Below are 26,896 nucleotides of genomic sequence, written 5' to 3'. Positions count from 1 at the left end.
TGCGAGGCTCCCTACAGGGCGGGCCGTGTCGTGCGTGTCGTGCGGGAGTTCCCGACTCCCGACAGACCTAGGGCGGCCATCCGCCGCTCGACTGTGCAGCGAGCCACCCGGTCCTCCGGGTACATCGCGCCCAGCACTTTCCACATCTTTCGCGCTCCGTAAAGCCCGCGATTAGCCTCATCGGTCTCGACAATGCGGGTATCCCATTTCCTGTCCGCGATGCTTCTTGCGGATTCCGTGCGGTTCTTTCGCGCGTAATACGAACTGGCAGCGACCTGCACTCCTGCATCGCTCAGAATGCGGCAGATCGGCTCGACTCCAGCTCGTCTTTGTGCTCGTCGATGAAAGCATCGATGTCTGTCAGCGGCGGTCGAGCTCCGCCTGTGCGAAATACGCGCTCGCTTTCCGCAGGATCTCATTCGCGCGGCGCAGTTCGCGGTTCTCTTTCTCGAGTTCGAGAACGCGTTGTTTCTCTTCCGTCGTGACCCCGGGCGTCTTGCCGGTATCGACATGATTCTGCTTGACCCAGTTCCGGATCGTGTTCTTGTTGATTCCGACGTGCTCACTGATGGGCCGGCAAGCGGTCGCTGTTGTCATGCCGGGGTTCTCGTTCAGCTTCTCGTTGACCATGCGCACGGTGCGCTCACGGACGTCGGAGGAGTACTTGTGTGGTGCGGGCATGAGCCCATCCTTCCTGTTGGATGAGACTCTCTACAATCCCCGGGGCGATCCACTTCAACCGATCCGTCACTGCAGCATCATCGAGAAGCCGTCCTCGACACCGGCAGGTCCCGGACCCGCTGGCTGTGATGTCTTCGCGCTGGCGGCGTCGGCGGGGAGAGGATTTCGCAGTGAGCAGCACTGCTCTTTCCGGGATCGAGGCGACCACCGAATCCGGCCCGCGGTGCTGCACGAAACCTTGGGGGCTCCATCGAGCCAGTAGCAATCCGGCCCGTGGTTGCCTCATCATGGAGCGGTGACTGCTGAGCGTCGCCGATCCACCGCCGATCCTGCCGAACCCCTTTCCGATGCCGAGCTGCTCATCGGCCTGGTGGTCTCACCATCCCTGAGTGCGGTGCTCGGCCCCGAGGTCACCACCTCGGTGCGCAAGATCTTGGTGCAGCGGTATCCGGGAGTGCGCTGGCAACTGAAGATGGCCGAAGACCGGCTGGTCGATCCACCCACCGAGACCTTGGACCTGCTGGAGGCGGCCCGAAACCGCGTGCTGGAGGAGAACTGGGATCTGGCCGTGGTGCTCACCGAGATCCCCCTGAAGACCGGCCGACGTCCGGTGCTCGCCCAGCTCAGCCCCGTGCACGGGGTAGGACTGGTCTCCGTCCCAACCCTGGGACCCGTGCACGTGCGGCAGAAGGTGCAAGAGACCACCGTGCACGTGGTCGGGCAGCTCCTGGGCTACGACGCCGAAGACCTCAACGCCCAGCGGGATCTTGCTCGAAGAGCCCACCAGCTGTCCACCGATCTCGACGAACGCCCGGACGACAACGTCGTGCAGTTCACGGCCCGAGTGCTGAGCGGCAACGTGCGGTTGCTGCTGGGCATGATCCGCGCCAACCAGCCTTGGGCCTTCGTGGCCCGGCTCTCCCGGGCGCTGGTCGTGGCAGCGGCCACCGGCATGCTGACATTGGTGGCCTCGGACCTATGGGTACTGGCCATGGCCTACGGGCCGGTGCGCCTGGTCCTGCTGGCGGTGATGGCGATCGGGGCGGTGAGTGCCACCCTGATCCTGGGAGCCGACTTGTGGGAGCGCCCACGGCGGCGAGCCCAACGTGAGCAGGTGATCCTGTTCAATTTGGCCACCACCGCGACCGTGGCCATCGGGGTTGCGGTGTTCTACCTCGTCTTATTCATCCTGTCCTGGGTCGGCGCGCTGCTGCTTATCGACGAGCAGGTACTGGCCGGTGTCGCCGGTCACCCAGTGAACGCTTTGGACTACGCGAAGATCAGCTGGCTCACCGCCAGCCTGGCCACCGTGGGCGGAGCACTAGGAGCTGGACTGGAGGACGAAGATGTGGTGCGCGCCGCTGCCTACACCCGGTCCAGCACCTGACACAGCCCCAGCACAGAAGAAACTGAAACATCTACGCGTTGATGCCACGTCTATGCAGGTGTCATTGCCGGTCGCGATGACTTGGTGGGCTCAGCGCAGTGCGCTGCCTCGTACTCGGCGGGTGGGGCGTTGCCGAGGCGGGTGTGCGGGCGGGCGCTGTTGTACCTGTCGATCCGGGATCCGCACCGCCCTGCCGGACGCGCGGATCGCAGTCGACAAGTGGCATCTCGTCGCCCTCGCCAACCTCATGGTCACCCAGGTCCGTCAACGGATCACCCGGCAACTGCACGGCCGCCGCGGCACCGCCACCGACAAAGTCTGGGCCAGCCGGCAACTGCTGCTCACCGGCTACGAGCACCTCACCGTCAAGCAAGAGGCCCGGTTCAACGCCGCCCTCGCCGCCGAGGATCCGACCAACGAGATCGCCGCCGCGCATGCCGTCAAGGAACGCCTGCGCCTGCTGTTGGCCGAACACCAGCCGCACCAGATCCGGCGCAGGCTGTACGACTATCTGATCGGCGAGGAGGTCATCCAGGCGGTCACCTCCCGGAGGCTCGCCCGGGACATTCGCGTTCAAGACGAGCGCGAGCGAGAGAGGGCGCGCAGGGTCACGAGGGATCTGGGCATCGAGGACTGGCCCCACGCCGACATCCCGCTCTACCTGCTCGCATCCGAGTACGCGCCGTACACCGATACGCCAGTCCCGACAGGGGAGAGCGTTGTGCTGCTCGACCCGACGACCGCAGAGTCGTTCCTGAAGGGGCTCGTGTCGCTTGGGACGTTCGCCCGCTTCGACGTGAACTGACCGACCCTGCAACCGCAGTCGTAGTGGACACCTGGTGTCCACTACGCAGGGACACGCCGGGATATCGAGGGACATGGCAAGATCGGCGCGTGCCCAACATTGGCGGAATCACGCGGGTTTCGAGAGGTCGCATGAGCGCGGACTCGAACAATTGGTTCCGGGTTCGAGTCCCGGGGGGTGTACAGCGAGAGGGCCCGGCGTGTTGCCGGGCCCTTCGTCATGCCGCGGGCGCTACTGCCGGTACGACGACAGGAAGTTGCCGATCCGCTCGACCGCGGTGACGAGGTCGCGCTTCCACGGCAGCGTCACGATCCGGAAGTGGTCGGGCGCGGGCCAGTTGAAGCCCGTGCCGTGCGTCACGAGGATCTTCTCCTGCCGCAGCAGGTCGAGCGCGAGCCGCGCGTCGTCGTGGATCTCGTGCACCTCGGGGTCGAGTCGCGGGAACGCGTAGAGCGCACCCTTCGGGTTCACGACGCTCACGCCGGGGATCGCGTTCAGCCCCTGCACCGCGGCGTCGCGCTGCTCGAGCAGGCGCCCGCCGGGCAGGATGAGGTCCTCGATCGACTGGTGGCCGCCGAGCGCGACCTGGATGCCGTACTGCGCCGGCACGTTCGGGCACAGCCGCGTCGAGGCGAGCAGCGTGAGGCCCTCGAGGAAGCCCTGCGCGTGGTCCTTTGGGCCCGTGATCGCGAGCCACGCCGCGCGGAAGCCCGCGGCGCGGTACGTCTTCGAGAGCCCGTTGTAGGTGAGCGTCAGCAGGTCGGGCGCGAGCGTCGCGATCGAGACGTGCTCGGCGTCGTCGTAGAGGATCCGGTCGTAGATCTCGTCGGCGAGGATGAGCAGCGAGTGCCGCCGGGCGAGGTCGACGATGCCCTGCAGCACCTCGCGCGAGTACACGGCGCCCGTCGGGTTGTTCGGGTTGATGACGACGATCGCCTTCGTGCGAGGCGTGATCTTGGCCTCGACGTCGGCGAGGTCCGGCGCCCAGCCCGCCGACTCATCCGTCAGGTAGTGGATGGGCGTGCCGCCGCCGAGCGCCGTCATCGCCGTCCAGAGCGGGTAGTCGGGCGCCGGGATGAGCACCTCGTCGCCCGCGTCGAGCAGCGCCTGCATCGTCATCGTGATGAGCTCCGAGACGCCGTTGCCGAGGTAGACGTCGTCGACCGTGAGCTGCGGGAAGCCCGGCACGTCCTCATAGCGCGCGACGACCGCGCGGCGCGCGGGCAGCACGCCCTTCGAGTCGGAGTAGCCCTGCGCGGCGTGCAGGTTGGCGATCATGTCCTGCACGATCGTGTCGGGCGTCTCGAAGCCGAACGGCGCGGGGTTGCCGATGTTGAGCTTCAGGATCCGGTGGCCCTCCGCCTCGAGCCGCGCCGCTTCGGCGGCCACCGGGCCGCGGATCTCGTAGAGCACGTGCTTGAGCTTCGACGACTGGTCGAGCGACTTGAGAGCCATTGCCCCATGCTAGGCGCGCTCCCGAGCCGCTCCCGTCAGCCCGGCAGCTGCAGCAGCCCTCCCGGGGAGCGGGTCGTGGCGGCCGCGACCGCCATCGCGCGCTCGAGCGGTCCGACCCATCCGCCCTCGTGCGCACCGGAGATGACGGATGCGGTGAGGGACGCGAGCACGCTGTCACCGGCTCCGATCGTGTCGACGATGGGCGCCGCAAGGGCGGGCACTGCCGCGTCCACCGCGCCGTCGCGGGTCACGATCGTCGCGCCGGCCGGGCCGCGCGTCACGGCGACCGCGCGGGCGCCGGCTGCGACGAGCCGCGCGGCGGTCGCATCCGCGTCCTCGCCGTAGACGAGCTCGGCGTCCTCGTCCGAGAGCTTGACGAGCAGCGCCCGGGCGGCGAGGGAGTCGAGGCCCTGCGCGAAGCGCGCGACCGCGCCGGCCTCGCGCAAGTAGGCAGGGCGGGCGTTCGGGTCGATGAGCAGCCGCTCGGAGGAGCGCTCGAGGGCGAGGAGCGGCGCGACCTGCTGCTCGTGCTCGAGCGCGAGGCACGAGACGACCACGAGCGGCGCCTCGTCGAGCAGCGGCTCGAGCCCCGCGAGCTCGACGAATCGTCCGACGCCCGCAGCGTTGAACTCGTAGCGCATCGTGTCGCCGTCGCGGACGGCGGTCGCCACGGCGGTGCCGAGCGGTGCGGGTGTCGCGACGACGTCGACGCAGTGGCGCTCGCAGTGCTCGCGCAGCACCCTGCCCGGCGCATCGTCGCCGACCATGGCGACGAGCCGCGCGGGTACGCCGAGGCGTGCGAGGCCGATCGCGACGTTGAGCGCGGCGCCGCCCGGGTGCGAGGCGCCGTCGATCGCATCGACGAGCGCATCGCCGATGACCACGACGCGCGCGTCCTCCCGTGACGCCGCCATCGCGTCAGCGGCGCTTCTTGGCGGCCTTCTCGAGCTCGCGCTCGAGCTCCTGCTGCCGCGTGCCCTCGTCGCGCTGGTTCACGGCGCCGATCGCCAGCGCGACGCCGATGCCCCAGCTGACCCACAGCAGGGCGAGCCGCCAATCGCGGGGGCCTTTCGTCGTCGCCTTCGCGACACCGATGCCGCTCGCCACCGATGACAGCACTCCGGGGTTGAACAGGTACTTGCGCATGCCGCCTCCTCGTCCGAGCAAACCTAGCGCGCGAGCATGCGCGGATGCCTGGACCGCCCTCGCGAGCGCTCTCCACAGGTGCCCGTCCGGGCCGCGCGCGTGTGGGCGGTGCCGAGGAGAATCGGGGCATGACGACGAGACCGGGCGAGGGGACGGAGGCGCTGGAGGCGCCGCCGCTCCAGCCGCGCTCGGCGGCCGAGATCGCGGCGGATGCGGAGCTCGACGCGTTCTGGCTCGAGCTGTCGGCGCAGGTGGACGCGATGTCCGAGGAGCAGGTGCAGGCCGCGGCAGAGCGGGGCGCGCCGATCCCGCCGCTGCCGCGCCCGCCGGAGTCGACGGCCGAGCGGCGGCTGCGGCTCGACGCGGAGTTCGTGGAGCGGTTCGCGGCGCTCGAGGCCGAGACGTCGCGCATCGAGGGGGAGCGGCGGGCGCTCATGGCCGAGCACCTGCAGCGGATGATCGACCAGCCCGGCGACACCGGCGCGATGCTGCGCGAGCTCGCATCGTTCGCGGCGGTCGAGGTCGGGCTCGCGTCGACGACCGTCGAGCGGCGCATGAGCGATGCCTGGTCGATCGTGACCACTCTGCCGGCCGCGCACGAGGCGGCGGCCGAGGGCCGCATCACGACGAGCCACCTGCGGGTCATCGAGGCTGAGACACGGCCGCTGCGCGAGGACGAGCGGCTCGAGGCCGCTGATCGCGAGCGCGTCGTGGCGGCGCTCGTCGATGAGGCGGAGCGCTCGAGCGTGAGCCGGCTGCGGTCGCGCGCGAAGCAGCTCGTGAACGACGCGCTCACGACGCCGCTGCAGATCCGGCACGAGACCGCCAGGCAGCGGCGCCGGGTCGAGGTGAGCGATGCGGGCGACGGGATGGTGCACTTCTACGCCTTCATGTCGGCGGTGAAGGCGAACGCGGCGATGGACCGGCTGACGCAGGCCGCCAGGGCCAGGTCGAAGGACGATCCGCGCACGATCGATCAATTCCGCGCGGATGCTCTCGAAGAGCTGCTGCTCGGCGGGGTGGTCCCGGAGGATCTCCACGGCACCTCCGGCATCCAGGTCAGGCCGATGATCGTGATGCCCGCGGACGCGCTGTGCTTCGACGGCACGGCGGCGGAGGCCGAGGCGGCCGGGCACCGGTTCCCGGCGATGCTCGACGGGAAGGTGATCGTCGATCTCGACACCGCCCGCCGGCTGGCGGGGGAGGCGCCCACGTGGCTGCGGCTGTTCACGCACCCGGTCACCGGCGTCGCAGTCACGGTCGACTCGTACACGCCGACTGCGGCGCAGCGGCACGCGCTCCTCGGCCGCGACGTGCGCTGCCGAGCGCCCGGCTGCGACCGGCCGGCCCGACGCGCCGACCTCGACCACACGAGACCGTGGTCGCAGGGAGGGGAGACGAGTCTGTCGAACCTCGCCCACATCTGCCGCCGCGACCACTGCCTCAAGCACGACTCCCGCTGGGCCGTCGAGCAGCTGCCCGGAGGCGTGCTGCGGTGGACCTCGCCGCTGGGGCAGGTGATCGACGACCTGCCGGAACCGGTCGGGCCGGTCTTCACCGACCTGCCTCGCACGAGAGCCAGGCCACCGAAGCGCACTCCCGCGCAGCGGCGCGCTGATCAGCGCGCAGCGCTCGATCGCCTCGGCCGCTGGGACGATCCGACGACCTGGCCCGAGCCCGATCCCGCCGTGCTCCGCGAGTGGTACGGGAATCCGGTCGAGCCAGCAGCGCAGGACCACGCGAACGCGCCGCCGCTGCCGTTCTGATCCGCCAGCCACGCCGAGCTCAGCCTCCTCGCTGACCGATCGGTCAAGCTCTGACCGATCGGTCAGTACGATGGTCGCTCGTGACCACTCGCGACACGATCCTGCAGGCGGCGCTCGAGCGCTTCGCCCGCACGGGATACCTCGGCAGCTCGATCCAGCAGATCGCCGACGACGTCGGCACCTCGAAGTCGTCGGTGCTCTACCACTTCGAGTCGAAGGAGGCGCTGCTCGAGGCCGCGATGCAGCCCGCGATCGACGCGATGTCGGCGCTCGTCGCGGCGCTCCCGCAGACCGGCCCCGACAAGCTCGAGGCGATCCCGGCGCTCGCGACCGGCTTCGTCGACGTCCTCATGGCCCACAGCGCCGCGGTCTCGGTCTTCGTCACCCAGCGCGGCGCGCTCCGCGACGTGCCCGTCATCGGCCGCGCCAACGCGCTCGTCGACGAGATCGCGAGCACCCTCGTCCAGGAGGCCCCGAGCGCTCGCGTGCTCACGCGCGTCTCGATCGGCCTCGCGGGCGTCGCCTTCATCCTCGGCGATGGGCTCGACGACGAGCGCGAGCACGTCGACCCCGCCGAGATGCGCGAGATCTTCATCGACACGCTCCTCGAGCTGTGCCTCCCGCAGCCCCAGTCCCTCGAGAGGATCCGCTGATGGCCACGTGGCTCTCCCGCATCGGCGCAGCATCGATGCGCCGCGCGCGCCTCGTCATCGTCGCCTGGCTCATCGCCGTCGCGGCCGTGCTCGGCGGCGCCTTCGCGCTCGGCCCCGACATGCAGGAGTCGTTCGACATCCCCGGCACCGAGTCGCAAGAGGCGCTCGACCGCCTCGGCAGCGTCTTCCCGCAAGTCGCGGGTGCCGCGGTGCAGGTCGTCTACGAGGCGCCCGAGGGCGACTCGATCGAGCAGCACCGCGACGCGATCGAGCGGCAGGTCGACGAGATCGCCGCGATCGACGGCATCGCGACTGCCGTCGCGCCGTGGGACGAGTACGCGGCCGACCAGATCTCCGACGACGGCCGCATCGCCTACGCGCAGGTGCAGTTCGAGCCGCGCGACGCCGGCGGCACCCCCGCCGGCCTCGACGAGCTCGTCGCGACGGCGGATGCGCCGCGCGAGACGGGCTTGACGGTCGAGTTCGGCGGCCAGGTCTTCCAGGCCTCGAGCGTGCCCATCTCCTGGGTGGAGGGCGTCGGCGTGCTCTTCGCCGGCATCGTGCTGTTCGTCACCTTCTGGTCGCTGCTGACCGCCGGGCTCCCGCTCATCACCGCGCTCGTCGGCGTGGGCATCACGATGGGCGGCGTGCTCGGCGCCTCGGCGCTCGTGACGGTCTCGAACTCCGCGCCGCTCATGGCGCTCATGATCGGCCTCGCCGTCGGCATCGACTACGCGCTCTTCATCCTCTCGAAGCACCGCTCGCAGCTCGCTCGCGGCATGGGCGTGGTCGAGTCCGGCTCCCTCGCGGTCGGCACCGCGGGCACCGCGGTGCTCTTCGCGGGGCTCACGGTCGTCGTCGCCCTCGCGGGCCTCCTGATCGTCGGCATCCCGTTCCTCTCGATCATGGGCATCGGCGCCGCGATCTCGGTCATGATCGCCGTGGCCGCCGCCGTCACGCTCCTGCCCGCGATCATGGCGCTGCTCGGCGAGCGGCTCCGGCCGAAGCCCGGCAGCCGCGCAGCGCGGCTCGCCGAGCGCGACGTCGACGAGCGGCCGACGCTCGGCATGCGCTGGGTCACCGGCATCACGAAGCGCCCGTGGCTCGCCGTCGTCGGCGTGCTCGCCATCGTGGGCGTCGCCGCCATCCCCGCCGCGAGCCTCGAGCTCGCACTGCCCGACAACGGCCGCGAGGCGCAGGGCTCGACGCAGCGCATCGCCTACGACACGCTCCAGGAGGGCTTCGGCGAGGGCGTCACCGGCCCGCTCGTCGTGATGGCCGACATCACGCAGGTCACCGACGTGCTGCCGGTGCTCGAGGCGCTCGCCGACGACCTCGCCGAGATCCCCGGCGTCGAGCGCATCGGCAGCGCCTTCCCCGACGAGACGGTCGACACCGCGATCGTGCAGGTGATCGCCGAGACCGGTCCCGCCGACCCCGCGACCGCCGACGTCGTGCGGGCCATCCGCGACGCCGCCCCCGCGCTCGAGGAGGAGCACGGCACCGCGATCGCCGTCACGGGCGCGACGGCCGTGCAGATCGACGTCTCGCAGCGGCTGCAGGACGCGCTGCTGCCCTTCGGCATCGTCGTCGTCTCGCTCGCGATCGTGCTGCTCATGCTCGTCTTCCGCTCGATCCTCGTGCCCGTGACCGCCGCGCTCGGCTTCATCGGCTCGGTGCTCGCCGCCTTCGGCGTCGTCGTCGCGGTCATGCAGTGGGGCTGGGGCATCGAGCTCCTGCATGCCGAGCCCGGGCCGATCCTGTCGTTCATGCCCGTGCTGCTCATGGCGGTGCTCTTCGGCCTCGCGATGGACTACCAGATGTTCCTCGTCTCGGGCATGCGCGAGGCTCACGCGCACGGCCACGACGCCGTGAGCGCCGTCCGCCACGGCTTCGCGGCGAACGCTCGAGTGGTCACCGCCGCCGCGCTCATCATGTTCTTCGTCTTCTTCGCCTTCGTGCCCGAGGGCATGGCGATGATCAAGGCCATCGCGCTCGGCCTCGCCGTCGGCGTCGCGGTCGACGCGTTCCTCGTGCGCATGACGCTCATCCCCGCGCTCATGACGCTCATGGGGGAGCGCGCGTGGTGGCTGCCGCGCTGGCTCGACCGCGCGATGCCCGAGATGGACGTCGAGGGCGAGGCCCTCGGCCGGCACCGCGAAGCGCTGTCGTGGGCGGCGGATGCGGGAGGCCACCTCGCGCTCGAGCGCTTCCGTCCCGAGGTGGACTGGCGGCAGCCGGGGGACGCGTCGTGGACGCTCACCGCCCCGCGCGGCGCGGTCGTGCGGCTCGGCGGCGCCTTCGCCGACCGCCAGCGGCTCGCGCACGCCCTCGTCGGCGACGTCGACGCGGCCGGTCGCGCGCAGCTCGGCGGCGCCGCGCTGCCGGGCGACGTCGCGACCATCCGGGGCCGCGTCGCGATCGTCGACCTCGACGGGCACGTCGAGTCGGCGCAGCAGGCCGCGCGAGCCGCGCTCGCGCTCCGCAGCCCCTTCGCGCCCGGGCCCGTGCTCGACCGCCGGGCGGAGGCGCTCGTCGATCGCGCCGCCGAGGCGCTCGGCGCGCCGATCGACGCCGCCGCGCCGCTCTCGCGCCTGACGCCGCTCGAGCGGGCCGCGGTGCTGCTCGCGACCGCGGCCCTGCGCAGCCCGAGCCTCGTGTGGATCGACGCCGCCGCCGGCGCGCCGACCGGCGCCGCGGGCGTCGCGGCGCGCCTCATGGGGCCCGACACCACGATCGTCACGAGCGAGGCCGCGCCGGAGGCGCACGGCCGCGCCGCGATCGATGTCGAGCCCGCCGACGCGGCCGAGGAGGACCGCCTCGCCGCCGAAGCCGCATCCGCCGCGTCCACCGCAGCCACCGGCGCGGAGCCGGACGACCCGCCCACCGAGGCGCTCGCGACCACGGGAGCAGACCGATGACCACCTCGCTCAAGAAGGCCGTCGCCCTCACGACGGCGGCCGTCACGCCCTTCGCCGTCGCCGCGCTCGCGGCGTGGTCGATCGGCCCCGCCCTCGACGGCGACCGCGACGTGCCCGCAGCCGTCGTCAACAGCGACCGCATGCTCACGACGACCGCCGAGGACGGCACCGAGTCGGTCATGTTCGCCGGCCGGCAGGTCGTCACCGACCTCGTCGGCGACGAGGAGGACGGCTTCGAGTTCCGCATCCTGAACGCCGAGGACGCCGAGGAGGCGCTCGCGGAGGGTGACGTGCGCGCCGTCGTCACGATCCCGGAGGACTTCTCGGAGCGCGTCCTGAGCCTGCAGGGCGACGACCCGCGGCAGGCCGGCATCGAGATCGTCACCGACGCCGCCTCGAGCGGGCTCGCGACGAGCCTCGCGAGCGAGACGGGCGAGTCGATCGTCGCCTCGTTCGGCGACGTCGTCACGAGCGGCTTCATCTCGGGCCTCTACGGGGGCCTCGGCACGCTCGGCGAGCAGCTCGGCACGGCGGCCGACGGGGCGGATGCGCTCGGCGCGGGAGGCGGGGAGCTCGAGTCGGGGCTCGGGGACCTCGCCGACGGCCTCGATCAGCTCGGCACCGGCGCGGGCTCCGCACGGGACGGCGCCGACCAGCTCGCCGACGGCGCGCGGCAGCTCGCGACCGGGCTCGGGGGCGCCGACGCCGGCATCGGTCAGCTCTCGAGCGGCGCGGCGCAGCTGCGCGACGGCCTCGACGACTACACCGGCGGCGTCGACGCGCTCGCCGAAGGCGCGAGGTCGCTCAGCGACGGCGTCGACGCCTACACCGACGGCGCCGAGCAGTTCGCGCGCGGCGTGCAGCAAGCCGGCGACGAGCTGCGCGCCGGGCTCGGCGGCGCCGCCGAGGCAGGCGGCATCGACGACCTCGAGGCGGCGCTCGACGGCCAGGCCGCGCTCGCGGCAACGCTCCTCGACGCGCTGCAGGCCGACCCCGCGACCGATCCCGCTGCGCTCGCCCAGGCGCAGCAGCTCGCGGGCGCGCTCGGGCATCTCTCGCAGCAGGACATCAGCGGCGAGCTCACCGCCGGCCTGCTCGCGGCGACCGCCGACCTCTCGGCGCTCGACACCGCAGCCGAGCAGCTCGTCGCGGGCGGCGCGCCGCTCCGCGACGGCGCCGCGCAGCTCGCCGACGGGGCGGCACAGGCCTCGGCGGGTTCGCCGGCGCTCCGCTCGGGCGCCTCGCAGCTCGCGACCGGGCTCTCGCAGCTCGACGGCGGCTTCGGCGCTTCGGTCTCCGGCGCCTCGCAGCTCGCCGGCGGTGCCGACGAGCTCGCCGCCGGGCTCGGCGACCTCGGCTCCGGAGTCGGCCAGCTCGCAACGGGCACGCGCTCCGCGCAGTCCGGCGCGGACGAGCTCGGCGACGGTGCCCGCGAGCTCGGCGACGGCCTCCGGCAGGGCGTCGAGGCGCTCCCGCAGCTGAGCGAGCGCGAGCTCGACGACCTCGCCGACGTCGCGACGAATCCCGTCGGCTTCGAGCTCGAGGAGCGCCGCGCGCTCCCGAGCGGCGAGGCGCGCGTCGGCTCGCTCGCCGTGCCGATCGGGCTGTGGCTCGGGGCGCTCGCGCTCGTGCTCGTCATGGCGCGCTCGGCCCGCCGCGTGGCGGCGTCGGCCGAGACCGACGGCCGCGTGCTCGCCGCGCTGCTCGTGCGCTCCGCGTGGATCGTCGCGCTGCAGGCGGTGCTCGCGGCGCTCGTCGTGCACGCGGTCGGCGGCGTCGCGTGGTCGGCGCTGCCCATCACGCTCACCGTCTCGGTGCTCCTCGGCGCGGTCGCGACGCTCGCGAACCTCGCGCTCACCGCGTGGCTCGGGCCGGTGGGTGCCGTCGTCTCGCTCGTGCTGCTCGCGCTCCAGGCGGTCGCCGCGGGCGGCGTGCTGCCGCGCGACGTGCTCGGCTCCGCCTTCGCGTCGATCGCTCCCGCGCTGCCGATGACGCACGCCGTCGACGCGCTCGTCGCGGCGGCAGCGGGCTCGGGCTGGTCGGGCGGCTCGATCGCGATGCTCGTGCTCTTCCTCGCGATCGGGCTGCTCGCGTCGCTGCTCGCCGTGCGGTCGATGCGCAGGCGGGAAACGGCCGAGCGCATCAGGGCGCTCGATAGCCTGGCGCCGGCGAGCGCGTGAGGGAGGGCGACGTGGACGGTGGAGGCGTGGCCGAGCGGCCGTGGCTGCGGCACTACGGCGAGGGTGTGCCGGCCGAGATCGAGGTGCCCGACGGCTCGCTCCTCGACCTCCTCGACGACGCGGTGCGGCGGTTCGGCGACAGCGTCGCGCTCGAGTTCTTCGGCGCCGAGACGACCTACGCCGAGCTCGGCCGCCGCGTCGCCCGAGCGGCGGAGGGCCTGCGGCGGCTCGGCGTCGCCGCGGGCGACCGCGTCGCGCTCGTGCTCCCGAACTGCCCCGAGCACATCGTCGCCTTCTACGCCGCGCTGCGGCTCGGCGCCGTCGTCGTCGAGCACAACCCGCTGTACACGCGCGCCGAGCTCGAGCACCAGTTCCGCGACCACGGCGCGGCCGTCGCGATCGCATGGGACAAGGTCGCGCCGCTCGTGCAGGAGATGCCGGGCGTGCGGCACGTCGTCGCGGTCGACATGACCTCGAGCATGCCGCTCGCCAAGCGCCTCGCGCTGCGCCTGCCGATCGCGAAGGCCCGCGCCGCCCGCGCTCAGCTCACCGCGCCGGCTCGCGGCGCGATGCCGTGGCCGCGGCTGCTCGACCAGGGCGCGATCTTCGAGTCGCACGCGCGCCCGGGCGCCGACGACCTCGCCGTCATCCAGTACACGAGCGGCACGACCGGCTCGCCGAAGGGCGCGATGCTCACGCACCGCAACCTCGGCGCGAACGCGGCCCAGGGCCGCGCGTGGGTGCCCGGCCTCGTCGCGGGCCGGGAGACCGTCTACGCGGTGCTCCCCATGTTCCACGCCTACGGGCTCACGCTGTGCCTCACCTTCGCGATGAGCATCGGAGCGCGGCTCGTGCTCTTCCCGAAGCCCGACGTCGAGCTCGTGCTCGCGGCCGCCAGGAAGCATCCGCCCACCTTCCTGCCGGCGGTGCCGCCGATCTACGACCGGCTGGCGCGCGCCGCGGTCGAGCGCGGCATCGACCTCTCCTCGGCACGCTTCGCGATCTCGGGCGCGATGCCGCTCACGACCGAGATCCTCGAGCGGTGGGAGGCCGCGACGGGCGGCCTGCTCGTCGAGGGCTACGGCATGACCGAGGCATCGCCCGTCGTGCTCGGCAACCCCGTCGGCCGCTCGCGTCGGCCCGGCGCGGTCGGCGTGCCCTTCCCGAGCACCGAGATCCGCGTCGTCGACCCCGAGGAGCCGAGCCGCGACCGCGCGCCCGGCGAGGCCGGCGAGCTGCTCGTGCGCGGGCCGCAGGTGTTCGGCGGCTACTGGGGCAAGCCCGACGAGACCGCGGCGACGCTGCTGCCGGGCGGCTGGCTCCGCACGGGCGACATCGTCGAGGTCGACGCCGACGGCTTCGTGACGATCGTCGACCGCATCAAGGAGATCATCATCTCCGGCGGCTTCAACGTCATGCCCTCGGAGGTCGAGGCGACGCTCGTGCGGTTCGAGGGGGTGACGGATGCGGCGGTCGTCGGCCTGCCGCGCGACGACGGCTCCGAGCAGGTCGTCGCGGCGGTGACGGTCGACGGCGACGTCGACCTCGAGGCCCTCCGCGAGCACTGCCGCGGATCGCTCGCCGCCTACAAGGTGCCGCGGCGCATCGAGGTCGTCGACGAGCTGCCGCGCTCGCAGATCGGCAAGGTGCTGCGGCGCGAGGTGCGGGAGCGGCTGCTCGCGGACTGACGCGCGCGCTACGGCTGGGCGGGATCCGCGGCGGACCTGGCGTCGTCGGCGGCGTCCGCCGACGCATCGACCGCGAGGTGCTCGCGCGCGAACTCGAGCGTCTCGGTGAGCATCCGGAGCCGCTCGCGCTCGTTGCGGGCGTAGCGGGTCTTGATCTCGGCGACGACCTGCCCCGTCCATCGCCGCTCGGCGAGCATGCGCAGCACCTCCGCGACGGGCTCGTTGCCGCGGCCCGGCAGGAGGTGCTCGTCGAAGATGCGCCCGCCCTCGGCCGCGACCCCGTCGGTGAGGTGGAGGTGCCGCAAGCGGTCGCCGAGGTCGAGCGCGAGCTCCATCGAGTCGCGCTTCGCGAGCGCGCAGTGCGAGAAGTCGAGGGTCGCGTGCTCGACGTCCATCTCGCTCGGGTCGATGCCAGGCAGGTACGCCTGCCGGTCGATGCCGCCCGCGGCCCACGGGAACATGTTCTCGACCGCGACCTCGACGCCGTGCTTCCGCTCGGTCTGCCGCACCGCATCCTCGAACGTGCGCGCGTACTTGCCCTGCCAGCGGAACGGCGGATGCACGACGACCGTCGGCGCGCCGACGGCGACGGCGAGCTCGGCCGAGCGGTCGAGCTTCACGAACGGGTCGCGGCCCCACACGAACGTCGTCAGCAGCACGACGGGCGCGTGGATCGCCATGATCGGCTGCTCGTACTGCGCCGAGAGCTCGAGCAGCCGCTCGGGGCTGCGCGTCTTCGCGTCGGTCGTGACCATCACCTCGACGCCGTCGTAGCCGGCCTCGGCCGACAGGCGGAAGCCGTCCTCGACGCCCTTGGGGAAGACGGAGATCGTGCTCAGCCCCACCGTGATCATGGTCACGACGGTAGACCCTCCGGGTGAGTGCCGCGTTCCAGGCAGCGGCCGCGGCGCTGATCTGACATCCCTCGCGGCGTAGGATCGGGCCATGCCTGAGATCGACATCAAGCCGCGCTCGCGCGCCGTCACGGACGGCGTCGAGGCCACGACGAGCCGAGGGATGCTGCGGGCCGTCGGCATGGGCGACGGCGACTGGGAGAAGCCCCAGATCGGCATCGCGAGCTCGTGGAACGAGATCACGCCGTGCAACCTCTCGCTCGACCGCCTCGCGCGCTCGTCGAAGGAGGGCGTGCACGCGGGCGGGGGCTACCCGCTGCAGTTCGGCACCGTCTCGGTCTCGGACGGCATCTCGATGGGCCACGAGGGCATGCACTTCTCGCTCGTGAGCCGCGAGGTCATCGCCGACTCCGTCGAGGTCGTCGTGAACGCCGAGCGCCTCGACGGCACCGTGCTGCTCGCGGGCTGCGACAAGTCGCTCCCCGGCATGCTCATGGCCGCCGCGCGGCTCGACCTCGCGAGCGTCTTCGTCTACGCCGGCTCGATCGCGCCGGGCTTCGCGAAGCTCAGCGACGGCACCATCCCGCAGTCGATGACGATCATCGACTCCTTCGAGGCCGTCGGCGCATACAAGGCCGGCAAGATCTCGGCCGAGGACCTGCACCGCATCGAGTGCGGATTCGCGCCCGGCGAGGGCGCGTGCGGCGGCATGTACACGGCCAACACGATGGCGTGCATCGCCGAAGCGCTCGGCATGAGCCTCCCCGGCTCGTCGACGCCGCTGTCGGCCGACCGCCGCCGCGACTACTACGCCCGCCGCTCGGGCGAGGCGGTCGTCGAGCTCCTCCGCCGCGGCATCACCGCCCGCGACATCCTCACGAAGGAGGCGTTCGAGAACGCCATCACCGTCGCCATGGTGCTCGGCGGCTCGACGAACGCGGTGCTCCACCTGCTCGCGATCGCGCACGAGGCGCAGGTCGAGCTCGACCTCGAGGACTTCCGCCGCATCGGCGCGCGCTCGCCGCACCTCGCCGACGTCAAGCCCTTCGGCGCCTACGTCGCGCAGGACTTCGACCGCGTCGGCGGCATGCCGGTCGTGATGAAGGCGCTCCTCGACGCGGGCCTGCTGCACGGCGACGCGCTGACCGTCACGGGCCGCACGCTCGCCGAGAACCTCGCCGAGCTCGACCCGGCGCCGATCGACGGCACCGTCGTGCGCGCGCTCGACGACCCCATTCACGCGACCGGCGGCCTCACGATCCTCGACGGCTCGCTCGCGCCCGAGGGCGCCGTCGTCAAGACGGCCGGCTTCGACGCCGAGGTCTTCGAGGGCCCCGCGCGCGTGTTCGACCGCGAGCGCGCCGCGATGGACGCGCTCACGAACGGCGAGATCCGCGCGGGAGACGTCGTCGTCATCCGCTACGAGGGCCCGAAGGGCGGCCCCGGCATGCGCGAGATGCTCGCGATCACCGCCGCCATCAAGGGCGCTGGGCTCGGCCGCGATGTACTACTGTTGACGGACGGCAGATTCTCAGGCGGCACAACCGGCCTGTGCATCGGCCACATCGCCCCTGAGGCGGTCGACTCCGGTCCGATCGCCTTCGTGCGCGACGGAGACCGCATCAGGGTCGACATCGCCGCTCGCTCGCTTGACCTGATCGTCGACGAGGCAGAGCTCGCCTCCCGGCGTGAGGGCTGGGAGCCGCTGCCCCCGCGCTACTCGCGCGGAGTCCTCGCCAAGTACGCCCGTCTCGTGCAGTCCGCCGCTCGCGGAGCCGTCACGGGCTGACGACACGTCCGTCAGCAGCCAGGAGAGCCATGCCCATCACCGCCAGGCCTGCGCCGCCGCGCAGCGCCGAGCCCCCGACCCTCACCGGCTCGGGAGCCGTCCTCAAGTCGCTCGAGCTGCTCGGCGTCACCGACGTCTTCGGCATCCCCGGCGGCGCGATCATCCCCTTCTACGACGAGCTCATGCAGCAGTCGGCCATCCGTCACATCCTCGTGCGCCACGAGCAGGGCGGCGGCCACGCCGCCGAGGGCTACGCGGCCGCGACCGGCCGGGTCGGCGTGTGCCTCGCGACGAGCGGTCCGGGCGCGACGAACCTCGTCACCGCGCTCGCCGACGCCTACATGGACTCGGTCCCGATGGTCGCGATCACCGGCCAGGTGTTCAGCCACCTCATCGGCACGGATGCGTTCCAGGAGGCCGACATCACCGGCATCGTGATGCCCATCACGAAGCACACCTTCCAGGTCACGCGCCCCGAGGACGTGCCGGGCGCGCTGCGCGCGGCGTTCCACATCGCATCCACGGGTCGTCCCGGCCCCGTGCTCGTCGACATCACGAAGGACGCGCAGCAGGACTCCGCGCCGTTCGTGTGGCCCGATCGCGTCGACCTGCCCGGCTACCGGCCGGTCGTCAAGGCGCACGGCAAGCAGATCACCGCCGCGGCGCAGCTGCTCGCGAGCTCCGAGCGCCCGCTGCTCTACGTCGGCGGCGGCGCCATCCGCGCGAAGGCGTCGGCGGAGCTGCTCGAGTTCGCCGAGTCGACCGGGGCGCCGGTCGTGACGACGCTCATGGCGCGCGGCGCCTTCCCCGACTCGCACCCGCAGCAGCTCGGCATGCCCGGGATGCACGGCACGGTCCCCGCGGTGCTCGCGTTCCAGGAGTGCGACCTCATCGTCGCGCTCGGCGCTCGCTTCGACGACCGGGTGACCGGCAAGGTCGCCGAGTTCGCGCCGAACGCGAAGGTCATCCACGTCGACGTCGACCCCGCCGAGATCTCGAAGATCCGCACCGCCGACGTGCCGATCGTGGGCGACGTGCGCGAGGTGCTGAGCGACCTCTCGATCGCGTTCCAGGAGCTCGCGGCGAACGAGCGCCCCGACCTCACCGACTGGTGGGAGCGGCTGCACGGACTGCAGGAGCGCTTCCCGCTCGGCTTCCCCGAGCCGAGCGACGGCAAGCTCTCGCCGCAGCACGTCATCCAGCGCATCGGCGAGCTCACCGGCCCCGAGGCGATCTACGCGTCGGGCGTCGGCCAGCACCAGATGTGGGCGGCGCAGTTCATCCAGTACGAGCGCCCGAACGCGTGGCTCAACTCCGGCGGCGCCGGCACGATGGGCTACGCCGTGCCGGCCGCGATGGGCGCGAAGGTCGCCGAGCCCGAGCGCGTCGTGTGGGCGATCGACGGCGACGGCTGCTTCCAGATGACCAACCAGGAGCTCGCGACCTGCACGCTCAACGACATCCCGATCAAGGTCGCGGTCATCAACAACTCGTCGCTCGGCATGGTGCGGCAGTGGCAGAGCCTCTTCTACGAGGGCCGGCACTCGTTCACCGACCTCGAGACCGGCGACGACGCGAAGATGATCCCCGACTTCGTCAAGCTCGGCGAGGCCTACGGCTGCCTCGCGATCCGCGTGACGAAGCCGGAGGAGATCGACCCGGCCATCAAGCTCGCGCTCGAGACGAACGACCGACCGGTCGTGATCGACTTCATCGTCTCGAAGGACGCGATGGTGTGGCCCATGGTGCCGCAGGGCGTCTCGAACTCCTTCGTGCAGTACGCCAAGGAGCACAGCCCGGTGTGGGAGGAGGAGTGATGAGCACGCACGTCCTGTCGCTCCTCGTCGAGGACAAGCCGGGCCTCCTGACCCGTGTGGCGGGCCTGTTCGCCCGCCGCGGCTTCAACATCGAGTCGCTCGCGGTCGGCAAGACCGAGGTGCCGGGCCTGTCCCGCATCACCGCCGTCGTCGACGTCGAGGACCTGCCGCTCGAGCAGGTCACGAAGCAGCTCAACAAGCTCATCAACGTCGTGAAGATCGTCGAGCTCGAGCCGGCCCAGTCGGTGCAGCGCGAGCACATGCTCATCAAGGTGCGCGTCGACAACTCGACGAGGTCGCAGATCCTCGAGGCCGCGACGCTCTTCCGCGCGCGCGTCGTCGACGTCACGACCGATGCGCTCGTGATCGAGGTCACGGGCGACTCCCCGAAGTGCCAGGCGCTGCTGCGGCTCCTCGAGCCGTACGGCATCAAGGAGATCGCGCAGTCGGGCCTGCTGGCCATCGGCCGCGGCGGCAAGTCCATCAGCGAGCGCGCGCTCAAGCAGAGCTCCTGATCCACAGAACCAGACGAAGGAGACAGCATGACTGAGGTCATCTATGACGACGGTGCCGACCTCGGCATCATCCAGGGCAAGAAGGTCGCCATCATCGGCTACGGCTCGCAGGGCCACGCGCACGCGCAGAACCTGCGCGACTCGGGCGTCGAGGTCCGCGTCGGGCTCCAGCCCGAGTCGAAGAGCCGCCAGAAGGCGACCGAGCAGGGCTTCGAGGTCGGCACGCCGGCCGAGGTCGCCGAGTGGGCCGACGTCGTCGTGCTGCTCGCCCCGGACCAGCACCAGCGCCACATCTACAGCGGCGAGGTCGCCCAGCACATGGGCGAGGGCAAGACGCTCCTGTTCAGCCACGGCTTCAACATCCGCTACGGCTACATCGAGGCGCCCGAGGGCGTCGACGTCGTGCTCGTCGCACCGAAGGGCCCGGGCCACACGGTGCGCCGCGAGTTCCAGGCCGGCCGCGGCGTGCCCGTGATCGTCGCCGTCGAGAAGGATGCGTCGGGCTCGGCGTGGCAGACGGCGTGGTCGTACGCGAAGGCCATCGGCGGCCTCCGCGCGGGCGGCATCACGACGACCTTCACCGAGGAGACCGAGACCGACCTGTTCGGCGAGCAGGCCGTGCTGTGCGGCGGCACGTCGCAGCTCGTGCAGTACGGCTTCGAGACCCTCATCGAGGCCGGCTACCAGCCCGAGATCGCCTACTTCGAGGTGCTCCACGAGCTCAAGCTCATCGTCGACCTCATGTGGGAGGGCGGCATCGCGAAGCAGCGCTGGTCGATCTCCGACACCGCCGAGTACGGCGACTACGTCTCGGGCCCGCGCGTCATCAGCCCCGACGTGAAGCAGAACATGCAGGCCGTGCTCGCCGACATCCAGTCGGGTGCGTTCGCGAAGCGCTTCATCGAAGACCAGGACGCCGGCGCGCCGGAGTTCACGAAGCTCCGCGAGCAGCAGCAGGGCCACCCGATCGAGGAGACCGGCAAGAAGCTGCGCGCGCTCTTCGCCTGGGAGCAGCCCGACGCCGACTACACGGACGGCTCGGCCGCCCGCTGACGACCGGCTCTTGACGAGGAGGGGACCCCGAGCGGGGTCCCCTCCTCGCATCCGCACTCACGGTGACCACCGGCCTCCCGCGAGATGCACGCTCTTGCGGTCCGGCGCGCGCAGAGGCCGCAGGAGCGTGCACATGATCGGGCGATGGCGCTCGGTGCGGCTCGCTCACAGCCAAGCGCGCTTGGGTGGGCCGCATGGCTTCGCTCTGGCTCGACACCGCGCCCCCGATCGGCTTCGACGAGGCGGGCCGGCGCGACGCCGACGTCGCCGTCGTGGGCGCCGGCATCACCGGCCTCATGACCGCGGCGCTGCTCGCCGGACGCGGCGCTCGCGTCGTCGTGCTCGAGGCGCGCGACCACGTCGGCGCCGTCGCGACCGGCAACACGACCGCGAAGGTGAGCCTCCTGCAGGGCGATCGGCTGCACCGCGCGCTCGGGCTCGCGCGGCGCGACGCGGTCGAGGCCTTCGTCGAGGGATCGATCGCGGGCCAGTCTCGACTCCGCAGCCTGCTCGCCGCTCGCGGCGCGCCCGCCGAGGAGCGCACGGCGATCTCGTTCGCGTTCACCCCCGCGGGCGTCGCGGCGCTCGAGCGCGAGGTGGAAGCCGCGCGCGGGCTCGGCATCCCGGTCGAGTCGAGCGGCGCGGAGGCGCTGCCGTTCCGCGTCGCCGGCGCGATCCAGCTCATCGAGCAGGCGCAGGTGCAGCCGGTCGCGATGCTCGCCGCGCTCGCCGCCGAGCTGCGCGAGCACGGCGGGCGCATCGTGCGCGCGGCGGTGCGCTCGGTGCGCACGGTCGGGCGCGGCGTCGAGCTCGAGACCGGCAGCGGCGTCTGGCGCGCGGGCACGGCGGTGCTCGCGACCGGCTCGCCGGTGCCGGCGCGCGCGACATCGGCGCTGCTGACCGCGAGCCGCTCCTACGCCGCCGCGTACCGCACGAGCGCCCCGCTGCCCGAGCCGATGGCCATCAGCGTCGACTCGCCGAGCCGCTCGATCCGCAGCGCCGCCGGCCCGGGCGGTGCGGTGCTCGTCGCCGGCGGCCCCGGCCACGCCGTCGGCCGGCACGCCGACCCACGGCGGCTCGTCGACGAGCTCGACCGCTGGGTGCGGTCGTACTGGCCCGACGCCGAGCGCACGCACGTGTGGAGCGCGCAGGACTACGCGACGCCCGACCTGCTGCCGTGGATCGGTGCGCGACCGGGCTCGCGCGGGCGCGTGCTGCTCGCGACCGGCTTCGACAAGTGGGGCATGTCGAGCGGCGCGATGAGCGCGATCGCGCTCGCGGGCCGCATCGCGGGGGAGGAGCCCGAGTGGGCGCGCACCCTGCGCCGGCGCGGCACGACGATCGCGGCGCTCGGCCAGGCCGCGGGCGCGTTCGGCGCCGTCGTCGCGGCCGATGCGCGCGCGACCGCGTCGGCGCTCAAGCCCGCGAGCACGCCCGCGGAGGGCGAGGGCGAGCTCGGCCGCGAGGGCCTCCGGCTCGTCGCGACCTCGACGGTCGACGGCGAGACCCGGCGGGTCTCCGCCCACTGCCCGCACGTCGGGGCGCTCGTCGCCTGGAACACGCAGGACCGCAGCTGGGACTGCGTCGCGCACGGCTCGCGCTTCGCGCCCGACGGGTCGCGCCTCGAGGGGCCCGCCGACTGCCCGCTGCGCGCGCTCCGCCGCGCGCCGCGCGAGCCCGTCGCGGGCTGAGGGCCGACCTCCGAGGACCGTGGCAGGGTGGTCGCCGTGGACGACGTCACCCAGCCGGGATCCGTGGCCGCCTCGTATCGCCGCTGGGCGGAGGTCGAGGCGGGGCGCTCGCCGCTCTACGCCGAGTGGGCGCGCGGCGTCGCCGACGACGAGCCGCTGTGTGCCGCGCTCGCGCAGCTCGAGCCCATCAAGCGGCAGCCCAACCTGCTCTTCGCGGCCGCGCGCTTCGAGGGCGTCCCGCTCGTGCCGTGGAGCGACGCGCGCGACCTGCTCGCCCGCGGGTGGGAGCGCATCCGCTCGACGATGCTCGCCCGCATGACGCAGACGAACGAGGCGAGGCGCATGGCGACCCTGCTGCCGGCGATCGCGCACCTCGAGGGGCCGATCGCCCTCGTCGAGGTGGGCGCCTCGGCTGGGCTGTGCCTCTACCCGGACCGCTGGCGCTACCGCTTCGGCGCCGGCAAGTACGTCGGCGACGCCGGCCTGCCGCTGCTCGAGACCGATGCCTCGCCGTCGACCCCGCTGCCCGCGAGGCCACCCGTCGTGGCATGGCGCGGCGGCATCGACCTGCAGCCGCTCGATCCGGCCGACCCGGCGACCAGGGCGTGGCTCGAGGCGCTCGTGTGGCCGGATGCGTCGGGTGGGCTCGACGGCGCCCGCGTCGACCGGCTGCGCACCGCGCTCGCGATCGCCCGGCGGGAGCCGGCCCACGTGCGGCGCGGCGACCTGACGGTCGATGCGCGCGCGATCGTCGAGGAGGCCGCCCGGCACGCGCCGACGGTCGTCGTCTGGCACTCCGCGGTGCTCGCGTACGTCTCCGCGCTCGAGCGCGCGACGTTCGCGGATCTCATGGGCGAGCTGCCCGTCACGTGGGTCGCGAACGAGGGAGCGTCGCTCGAGATCGGCCCGCCCGCCCCGTGGGCCGACGCCGGCGACTTCGTGCTCCGGCGCGACGCCGTGCCGATCGCGGTCACCGATCCGCACGGCGCCTCGATCACCTGGCTCGCCGACCTCGCGAGGTGAGCCAGCGGCTAGGCTGGATCGAGTGAGCCGCGACGACGACGCCCTCCGCTGGGAGGGGGACGAGGACCTCGACCTCGAGCCCTCCGCCGACGACGGCGATCGCGCGCGATCCGGCGCGGCGGCCCCCGCCGCGCGCGAGGCGCGGCCCCGCGGCCCGCTCGGTTGGCTCGCGCTCGTGCTCGCGCTCGCAGCCACCGTGGGCTGGATCGTCGTGATGTTCGCGAACCCCGTGCAGCAGCCGAGCCTGCTCGGCCTCGTGATGTACCAGCTCGGCGAGCTGCTCGCCGTGATCGCACCGCTGCTGTGGTGGTGGTGCGTCGACCGGCTCGCACCGCTCGAGCGCCGCGCGCCGTGGTGGATCGCCGGCCTCGTCGTGACCGCACCGTGGCCGCTCGTCGCGGGGGTGCTCGCGTGAGCGCGCGGCAGCCGCACGAGGAGCGCCCCGGCGACGCGTGGATCGTCGCGCTGCTGTTCGCGCTCGCATTCGGCTACGACACGGTCGAGGCGGTCACGAACCTGCAGCAGCTGCCGCTGCTCTACGCGAGCGCGGGCATCGAGGCGTCGACGCCGTGGTGGCTGCTCATCGCGAGCGTCGCGCTGCCCGCCGTGCTCTTCGCGCTGTCGCTCTGGATCGGGCGGCGGATGCGGCTGGTCGGCAAGGCGGGCGTCATGCTCGTCGCGCTCGCGGTGAGCGCGCAGGCGAGCCTGCTCGCCGAGCAGCTCGCGCGCCAGATCGCGATCGCGGCGCTCGGCGGCTGAGCCGGCGCGGGCTCCGGCTCAGATCACCGAGACGAGCACGAGCGCGCCGAGCACGACCTGCCCGACGGCGCGCGGTGCGATCGGCACCGCGGCGGCGCCGAAGCGCTCGGGCTCGCGCGCGGCCTGCACGTTGGCGGGGAAGACCGCGATGAGCAGCGCGATGAGCGCGATGCCGGCCGCGAAGCGCACACCCCACCACGGCGCGAGGAGCGCAGCACCGGCGACGATCTCGACGACGCCGGAGATCGCGGCGAGCGCGGGCGCCCAGCGCCGCTCGGGGCCGGCGAACGCTGCCGGGATCATCGCCTGCATCGCCCGGCGCACGCGCGGCACGAAGTGGGTGATGCCCATGCCGACGAAGACGAGGGCGAGGATGATGCGCAGCACGAGCTGCGCGAGAGCGAAGGCGTCCATCGCCTCCATTCTCCAGCACCCGCAGGCCCGCCCGGTCCGCCACGGCCGCCACGCGCGCGGTGCGGCACGCGACGCTCAGTAGGCTGTGCTCAGCACGACGAGGTGCTGCCCGCGATCGCGATCCCTCCACCCGTGCAAGGAGCCCCGCATGACCAAGCCCGTCGTCCTGATCGCCGAGGAGCTCTCGGCCGCCACCGTCGACGCCCTCGGGCCCGACTTCGACGTGCGCCACGTCGACGGCACCGACCGCGAGGCGCTCTTCGCCGCCCTCGCCGACGTATCCGCCGTGCTCGTGCGCAGCGCGACGCGCATCGACGCCGAGGCGCTCTCGCACGCGCCGCGCCTCAAGGTCGTCGCCCGCGCGGGCGTCGGCCTCGACAACGTCGAGATCCCCGCCGCGACGAAGGCGGGCGTCATGGTCGTCAACGCGCCGACCTCCAACATCGTCTCGGCCGCCGAGCTCGCGATCGCCCACCTGCTGGGGCTCGCGCGCCACATCCCGGCAGCGGATGCGTCCCTAAAGCGAGGCGAGTGGAAGCGGTCGGCGTTCACGGGCGTCGAGCTCTACGAGAAGACGGTCGGCATCGTCGGCCTCGGCCGCATCGGCGTGCTCGTCGCCGAGCGGCTCGCGGCCTTCGGCACCAAGCTCATCGCCTTCGACCCCTTCGTGAGCCCCGCGCGCGCCGCGCAGCTCGGCGTCGAGCTGCGCTCGCTCGAGGAGCTCATGGCCGAGAGCGACTTCATCACGATCCACATCCCGCGCACGCCCGAGACGGTCGGCCTCATCGGCGCCGCGGAGCTCGCGCTCGCGAAGCCGACGCTGCGCATCGTGAACGCCTCGCGCGGCGGCATCATCGACGAGGCCGCGCTCGCCGAGGCGCTCCGCAGCGGCACGATCGCGGGCGCGGGCATCGACGTGTTCGTCTCCGAGCCGCCGACCGACGACGCGCTCACGAGCGCCCCCAACATCCAGGTCACCCCGCACCTCGGCGCCTCGACCGACGAGGCGCAGGAGAAGGCCGGCATCGCCGTCGCCCGCTCCGTGCGGCTCGCGCTCTCGGGCGATCTCGTGCCGGATGCGGTCAACGTCGCGGGCGGCGTGATCGACGAGTACGTGCGCCCCGGCATCGCGCTCGCCGAGCGGCTCGGGCAGTTCGCGGCCGGCCTCGCCGCCGGTCCCGTCGAGGCGGTCGACGTCGCGGTGCACGGCGAGCTCGCCGCCTACGACGTCAAGGTGCTGCGGCTCGCGGCGCTCAAGGGCTTCTTCTCGTCGATCGTGAGCGAGCAGGTGACGTTCGTCAACGCGCCCGTCATCGCCGAGTCGCGCGGCGTCACGAGCGAGCTCTCGGCCGACGAGCGCAGCGAGGAGTACCGCAACGTCGTCGAGGTCGTCGTCGCGCGCAGCGACGGCCGCCGCGTGAGCGTCGAGGGCACCCTCACGGGCCCGAAGCAGGTCGAGAAGATCGTCGGCGTCAACGGGCAGTCGGTCGAGGTGCCGATGGCCGATCACTTCGTCGTCATGGAGTACGAGGACCGGCCCGGCATCGTCGCGGCCTACGGCGCCGCGTTCGGCGAGGCGAGCATCAACATCGCCGGCATGCAGATCGCGCGCACGCGCGCGGGCGGCGAGGCGCTCTCGATCATCACGATCGACCAGGCGGCGCCCGACGCGCTCGTCGAGCAGCTCGGCGCGACCATCCAGGCGAAGACGATCCGGCAGATCTCGATCCGCGAGCTCTGAGCGGTCGCTCCGGCTCGCTCAAGCGCCGCGGATGAGGCCGTCGAGCCGCGCGATCACGCGGTCGACGGAGTCGGCAGGGATCGACTCGCTGCCGCCGAGCGCCGACCGCAAGTAGATGCCGTCGCTCAAGCGCACGATCACGAGCGCGAGGTCGCGGTCGCCGATGCTCGACTCGAGCGCCGCGAGGTAGTGGTCGTCGAGCCGCGTGAGGGCGTCGCGCGCGGCCGCGTGCTCCTCGAGCTGGCCGAGCTGCAGGAGCGCGAGCAGCGTGCGGTCGACCGGCTGGTCGGCGATGACCGACTCGCGGAGGAAGACCGCGACGGCTTCGTCGGTGCCGCGCAGCCGCGCCTCCTCCGCCTCACCGAAGCGATCGAGGCGCTCGGCGAGCCCGGCCACGAGCGCGGCCTTCGAGCCGAAGTGGTAGAGCAGCCCGCCCTTCGAGACGCCGGCGGCCTCGGCCGTCGCGGCGAGCGTGCCGGCGCGCTCGCCGCGCTCGATCACGAGCGCCTCGAACGCGTCGAGGATGCGATCGCGGGTGTCGGCTGCCTTGCTCACGCC

Annotated in this window: 24 protein-coding genes and 1 other annotated feature; of the genes, 16 read left to right on the top strand and 8 right to left on the bottom strand. The window is 72.6% G+C overall.

Features of this window, described 5'->3' with window-relative positions:
• Nucleotides 1-11: 11 nt before the first annotated feature.
• On the bottom strand, nucleotides 12-419 hold the full coding sequence (locus tag H508_RS18010) for an IS3 family transposase (RefSeq protein WP_425393453.1): 408 nt from the start codon (nucleotides 417-419) through the stop codon (nucleotides 12-14).
• Nucleotides 267-397: a sequence feature (AL1L pseudoknot), on the bottom strand. (Overlaps the previous gene by 131 nt.)
• Nucleotides 361-681, bottom strand: coding sequence for a transposase (locus H508_RS0107125; protein ID WP_026373543.1), 321 nt, complete (start codon nucleotides 679-681; stop codon nucleotides 361-363). Before H508_RS0107125 ends, H508_RS18010 begins: the two co-directional genes overlap by 59 nt.
• A gap of 295 nt (nucleotides 682-976) precedes the next feature.
• On the opposite strand from H508_RS0107125, the gene H508_RS0107120 reads away from it, so the two are divergent.
• Both H508_RS0107120 and H508_RS16705 read left to right on the top strand, forming a co-directional pair.
• Nucleotides 977-2,068: a hypothetical protein gene (locus tag H508_RS0107120; RefSeq protein ID WP_026373542.1), complete on the top strand. Its 1,092-nt coding sequence runs from the start codon at nucleotides 977-979 to the stop codon at nucleotides 2,066-2,068.
• A complete protein-coding gene (locus H508_RS16705; RefSeq protein WP_084155184.1) occupies nucleotides 2,028-2,873 on the top strand; it encodes a transposase in 846 nt (281 codons plus the stop codon). The genes H508_RS0107120 and H508_RS16705 overlap by 41 nt, the downstream gene beginning before the upstream one ends.
• A gap of 231 nt (nucleotides 2,874-3,104) precedes the next feature.
• On the opposite strand, the gene H508_RS0107110 is transcribed toward H508_RS16705, so the two are convergent.
• Genes H508_RS0107110 through H508_RS0107100 form a run of 3 tightly spaced genes read right to left on the bottom strand, consistent with a single transcriptional unit; the run spans nucleotide 3,105 to nucleotide 5,474 of the window.
• Nucleotides 3,105-4,328: a pyridoxal phosphate-dependent aminotransferase gene (locus H508_RS0107110; RefSeq protein ID WP_026373541.1), complete on the bottom strand. Its 1,224-nt coding sequence runs from the start codon at nucleotides 4,326-4,328 to the stop codon at nucleotides 3,105-3,107.
• Between the two features lie 35 nt (nucleotides 4,329-4,363).
• Complete coding sequence (locus H508_RS0107105; RefSeq protein WP_026373540.1) at nucleotides 4,364-5,242, bottom strand: PfkB family carbohydrate kinase; 879 nt, start codon at nucleotides 5,240-5,242, stop codon at nucleotides 4,364-4,366.
• Nucleotides 5,243-5,246: 4 nt separating this feature from the next.
• Nucleotides 5,247-5,474 (bottom strand): hypothetical protein, encoded by a 228-nt coding sequence (locus H508_RS0107100; protein WP_026373539.1) that lies wholly within the window; start codon nucleotides 5,472-5,474, stop codon nucleotides 5,247-5,249.
• 128 nt (nucleotides 5,475-5,602) lie between these two features.
• Between H508_RS0107100 and H508_RS0107095 the strand changes: the two genes are divergently transcribed.
• From H508_RS0107095 to H508_RS0107075, 5 genes are all read left to right on the top strand, one after another.
• Complete coding sequence (locus H508_RS0107095; RefSeq protein WP_026373538.1) at nucleotides 5,603-7,240, top strand: HNH endonuclease signature motif containing protein; 1,638 nt, start codon at nucleotides 5,603-5,605, stop codon at nucleotides 7,238-7,240.
• Between the two features lie 80 nt (nucleotides 7,241-7,320).
• Nucleotides 7,321-7,893 carry a TetR/AcrR family transcriptional regulator gene (locus H508_RS17400; RefSeq protein WP_051222921.1) on the top strand — a complete coding sequence of 191 codons (573 nt, stop codon included), beginning with the start codon at nucleotides 7,321-7,323 and terminating at the stop codon, nucleotides 7,891-7,893.
• The gene (locus tag H508_RS15100; RefSeq protein WP_051222920.1) at nucleotides 7,893-10,814 is read left to right on the top strand and encodes an MMPL family transporter; all 2,922 of its coding nucleotides are present in this window, start codon (nucleotides 7,893-7,895) and stop codon (nucleotides 10,812-10,814) included. Before H508_RS17400 ends, H508_RS15100 begins: the two co-directional genes overlap by 1 nt.
• Entirely contained in the window at nucleotides 10,811-12,994 is a 2,184-nt protein-coding gene (locus tag H508_RS0107080; protein WP_026373537.1) for a hypothetical protein, read from the top strand. Before H508_RS15100 ends, H508_RS0107080 begins: the two co-directional genes overlap by 4 nt.
• An 11-nt stretch (nucleotides 12,995-13,005) precedes the next feature.
• Nucleotides 13,006-14,682 carry a long-chain-fatty-acid--CoA ligase gene (locus H508_RS0107075; protein WP_026373536.1) on the top strand — a complete coding sequence of 559 codons (1,677 nt, stop codon included), beginning with the start codon at nucleotides 13,006-13,008 and terminating at the stop codon, nucleotides 14,680-14,682.
• A gap of 8 nt (nucleotides 14,683-14,690) precedes the next feature.
• Here the strand turns inward: H508_RS0107075 and H508_RS15095 are convergent, their stop codons facing one another.
• On the bottom strand, nucleotides 14,691-15,536 hold the full coding sequence (locus H508_RS15095) for a sugar phosphate isomerase/epimerase family protein (protein ID WP_021010023.1): 846 nt from the start codon (nucleotides 15,534-15,536) through the stop codon (nucleotides 14,691-14,693).
• 91 nt (nucleotides 15,537-15,627) lie between these two features.
• Between H508_RS15095 and ilvD the strand changes: the two genes are divergently transcribed.
• From ilvD to H508_RS16690, 8 genes are all read left to right on the top strand, one after another.
• The gene (gene ilvD, locus H508_RS0107065) at nucleotides 15,628-17,325 is read left to right on the top strand and encodes a dihydroxy-acid dehydratase (protein ID WP_021010024.1); all 1,698 of its coding nucleotides are present in this window, start codon (nucleotides 15,628-15,630) and stop codon (nucleotides 17,323-17,325) included.
• Nucleotides 17,326-17,354: 29 nt separating this feature from the next.
• Entirely contained in the window at nucleotides 17,355-19,142 is a 1,788-nt protein-coding gene (locus H508_RS0107060) for an acetolactate synthase large subunit (protein ID WP_021010025.1), read from the top strand.
• Complete coding sequence (gene ilvN, locus H508_RS0107055) at nucleotides 19,142-19,657, top strand: acetolactate synthase small subunit (RefSeq protein ID WP_021010026.1); 516 nt, start codon at nucleotides 19,142-19,144, stop codon at nucleotides 19,655-19,657. Before H508_RS0107060 ends, ilvN begins: the two co-directional genes overlap by 1 nt.
• A gap of 27 nt (nucleotides 19,658-19,684) precedes the next feature.
• Entirely contained in the window at nucleotides 19,685-20,710 is a 1,026-nt protein-coding gene (ilvC, locus tag H508_RS0107050; RefSeq protein ID WP_021010027.1) for a ketol-acid reductoisomerase, read from the top strand.
• Between the two features lie 194 nt (nucleotides 20,711-20,904).
• Nucleotides 20,905-22,401, top strand: a complete 1,497-nt coding sequence (locus H508_RS0107045) for an FAD-dependent oxidoreductase (RefSeq protein ID WP_026373534.1) — start codon at nucleotides 20,905-20,907, stop codon at nucleotides 22,399-22,401.
• A gap of 36 nt (nucleotides 22,402-22,437) precedes the next feature.
• Nucleotides 22,438-23,424 carry a DUF2332 domain-containing protein gene (locus H508_RS0107040; RefSeq protein ID WP_026373533.1) on the top strand — a complete coding sequence of 329 codons (987 nt, stop codon included), beginning with the start codon at nucleotides 22,438-22,440 and terminating at the stop codon, nucleotides 23,422-23,424.
• Nucleotides 23,425-23,446: 22 nt separating this feature from the next.
• A complete protein-coding gene (locus H508_RS16695; protein WP_021010030.1) occupies nucleotides 23,447-23,839 on the top strand; it encodes a hypothetical protein in 393 nt (130 codons plus the stop codon).
• Entirely contained in the window at nucleotides 23,836-24,183 is a 348-nt protein-coding gene (locus H508_RS16690) for a hypothetical protein (RefSeq protein WP_051222918.1), read from the top strand. Before H508_RS16695 ends, H508_RS16690 begins: the two co-directional genes overlap by 4 nt.
• Before the next feature lie 18 nt (nucleotides 24,184-24,201).
• Here H508_RS16690 and H508_RS0107030 read toward each other — a convergent pair whose 3' ends face one another.
• Entirely contained in the window at nucleotides 24,202-24,597 is a 396-nt protein-coding gene (locus tag H508_RS0107030; RefSeq protein WP_026373532.1) for a DoxX family protein, read from the bottom strand.
• Between the two features lie 148 nt (nucleotides 24,598-24,745).
• Here H508_RS0107030 and serA point away from each other — a divergent pair, with 148 nt between their 5' ends.
• Entirely contained in the window at nucleotides 24,746-26,338 is a 1,593-nt protein-coding gene (serA, locus tag H508_RS0107025; protein ID WP_026373531.1) for a phosphoglycerate dehydrogenase, read from the top strand.
• 18 nt (nucleotides 26,339-26,356) lie between these two features.
• Here serA and H508_RS17915 read toward each other — a convergent pair whose 3' ends face one another.
• Complete coding sequence (locus H508_RS17915) at nucleotides 26,357-26,893, bottom strand: TetR/AcrR family transcriptional regulator (protein ID WP_026373530.1); 537 nt, start codon at nucleotides 26,891-26,893, stop codon at nucleotides 26,357-26,359.
• Nucleotides 26,894-26,896: the final 3 nt, after the last annotated feature.

Source organism: Agrococcus lahaulensis DSM 17612 (genome assembly GCF_000425105.1).
In the GTDB taxonomy this organism is placed as follows: domain Bacteria; phylum Actinomycetota; class Actinomycetes; order Actinomycetales; family Microbacteriaceae; genus Agrococcus; species Agrococcus lahaulensis.
Note: the sequence above shows the minus strand (reverse complement) of the source record. Positions and strands in the feature narration are given on the sequence as shown.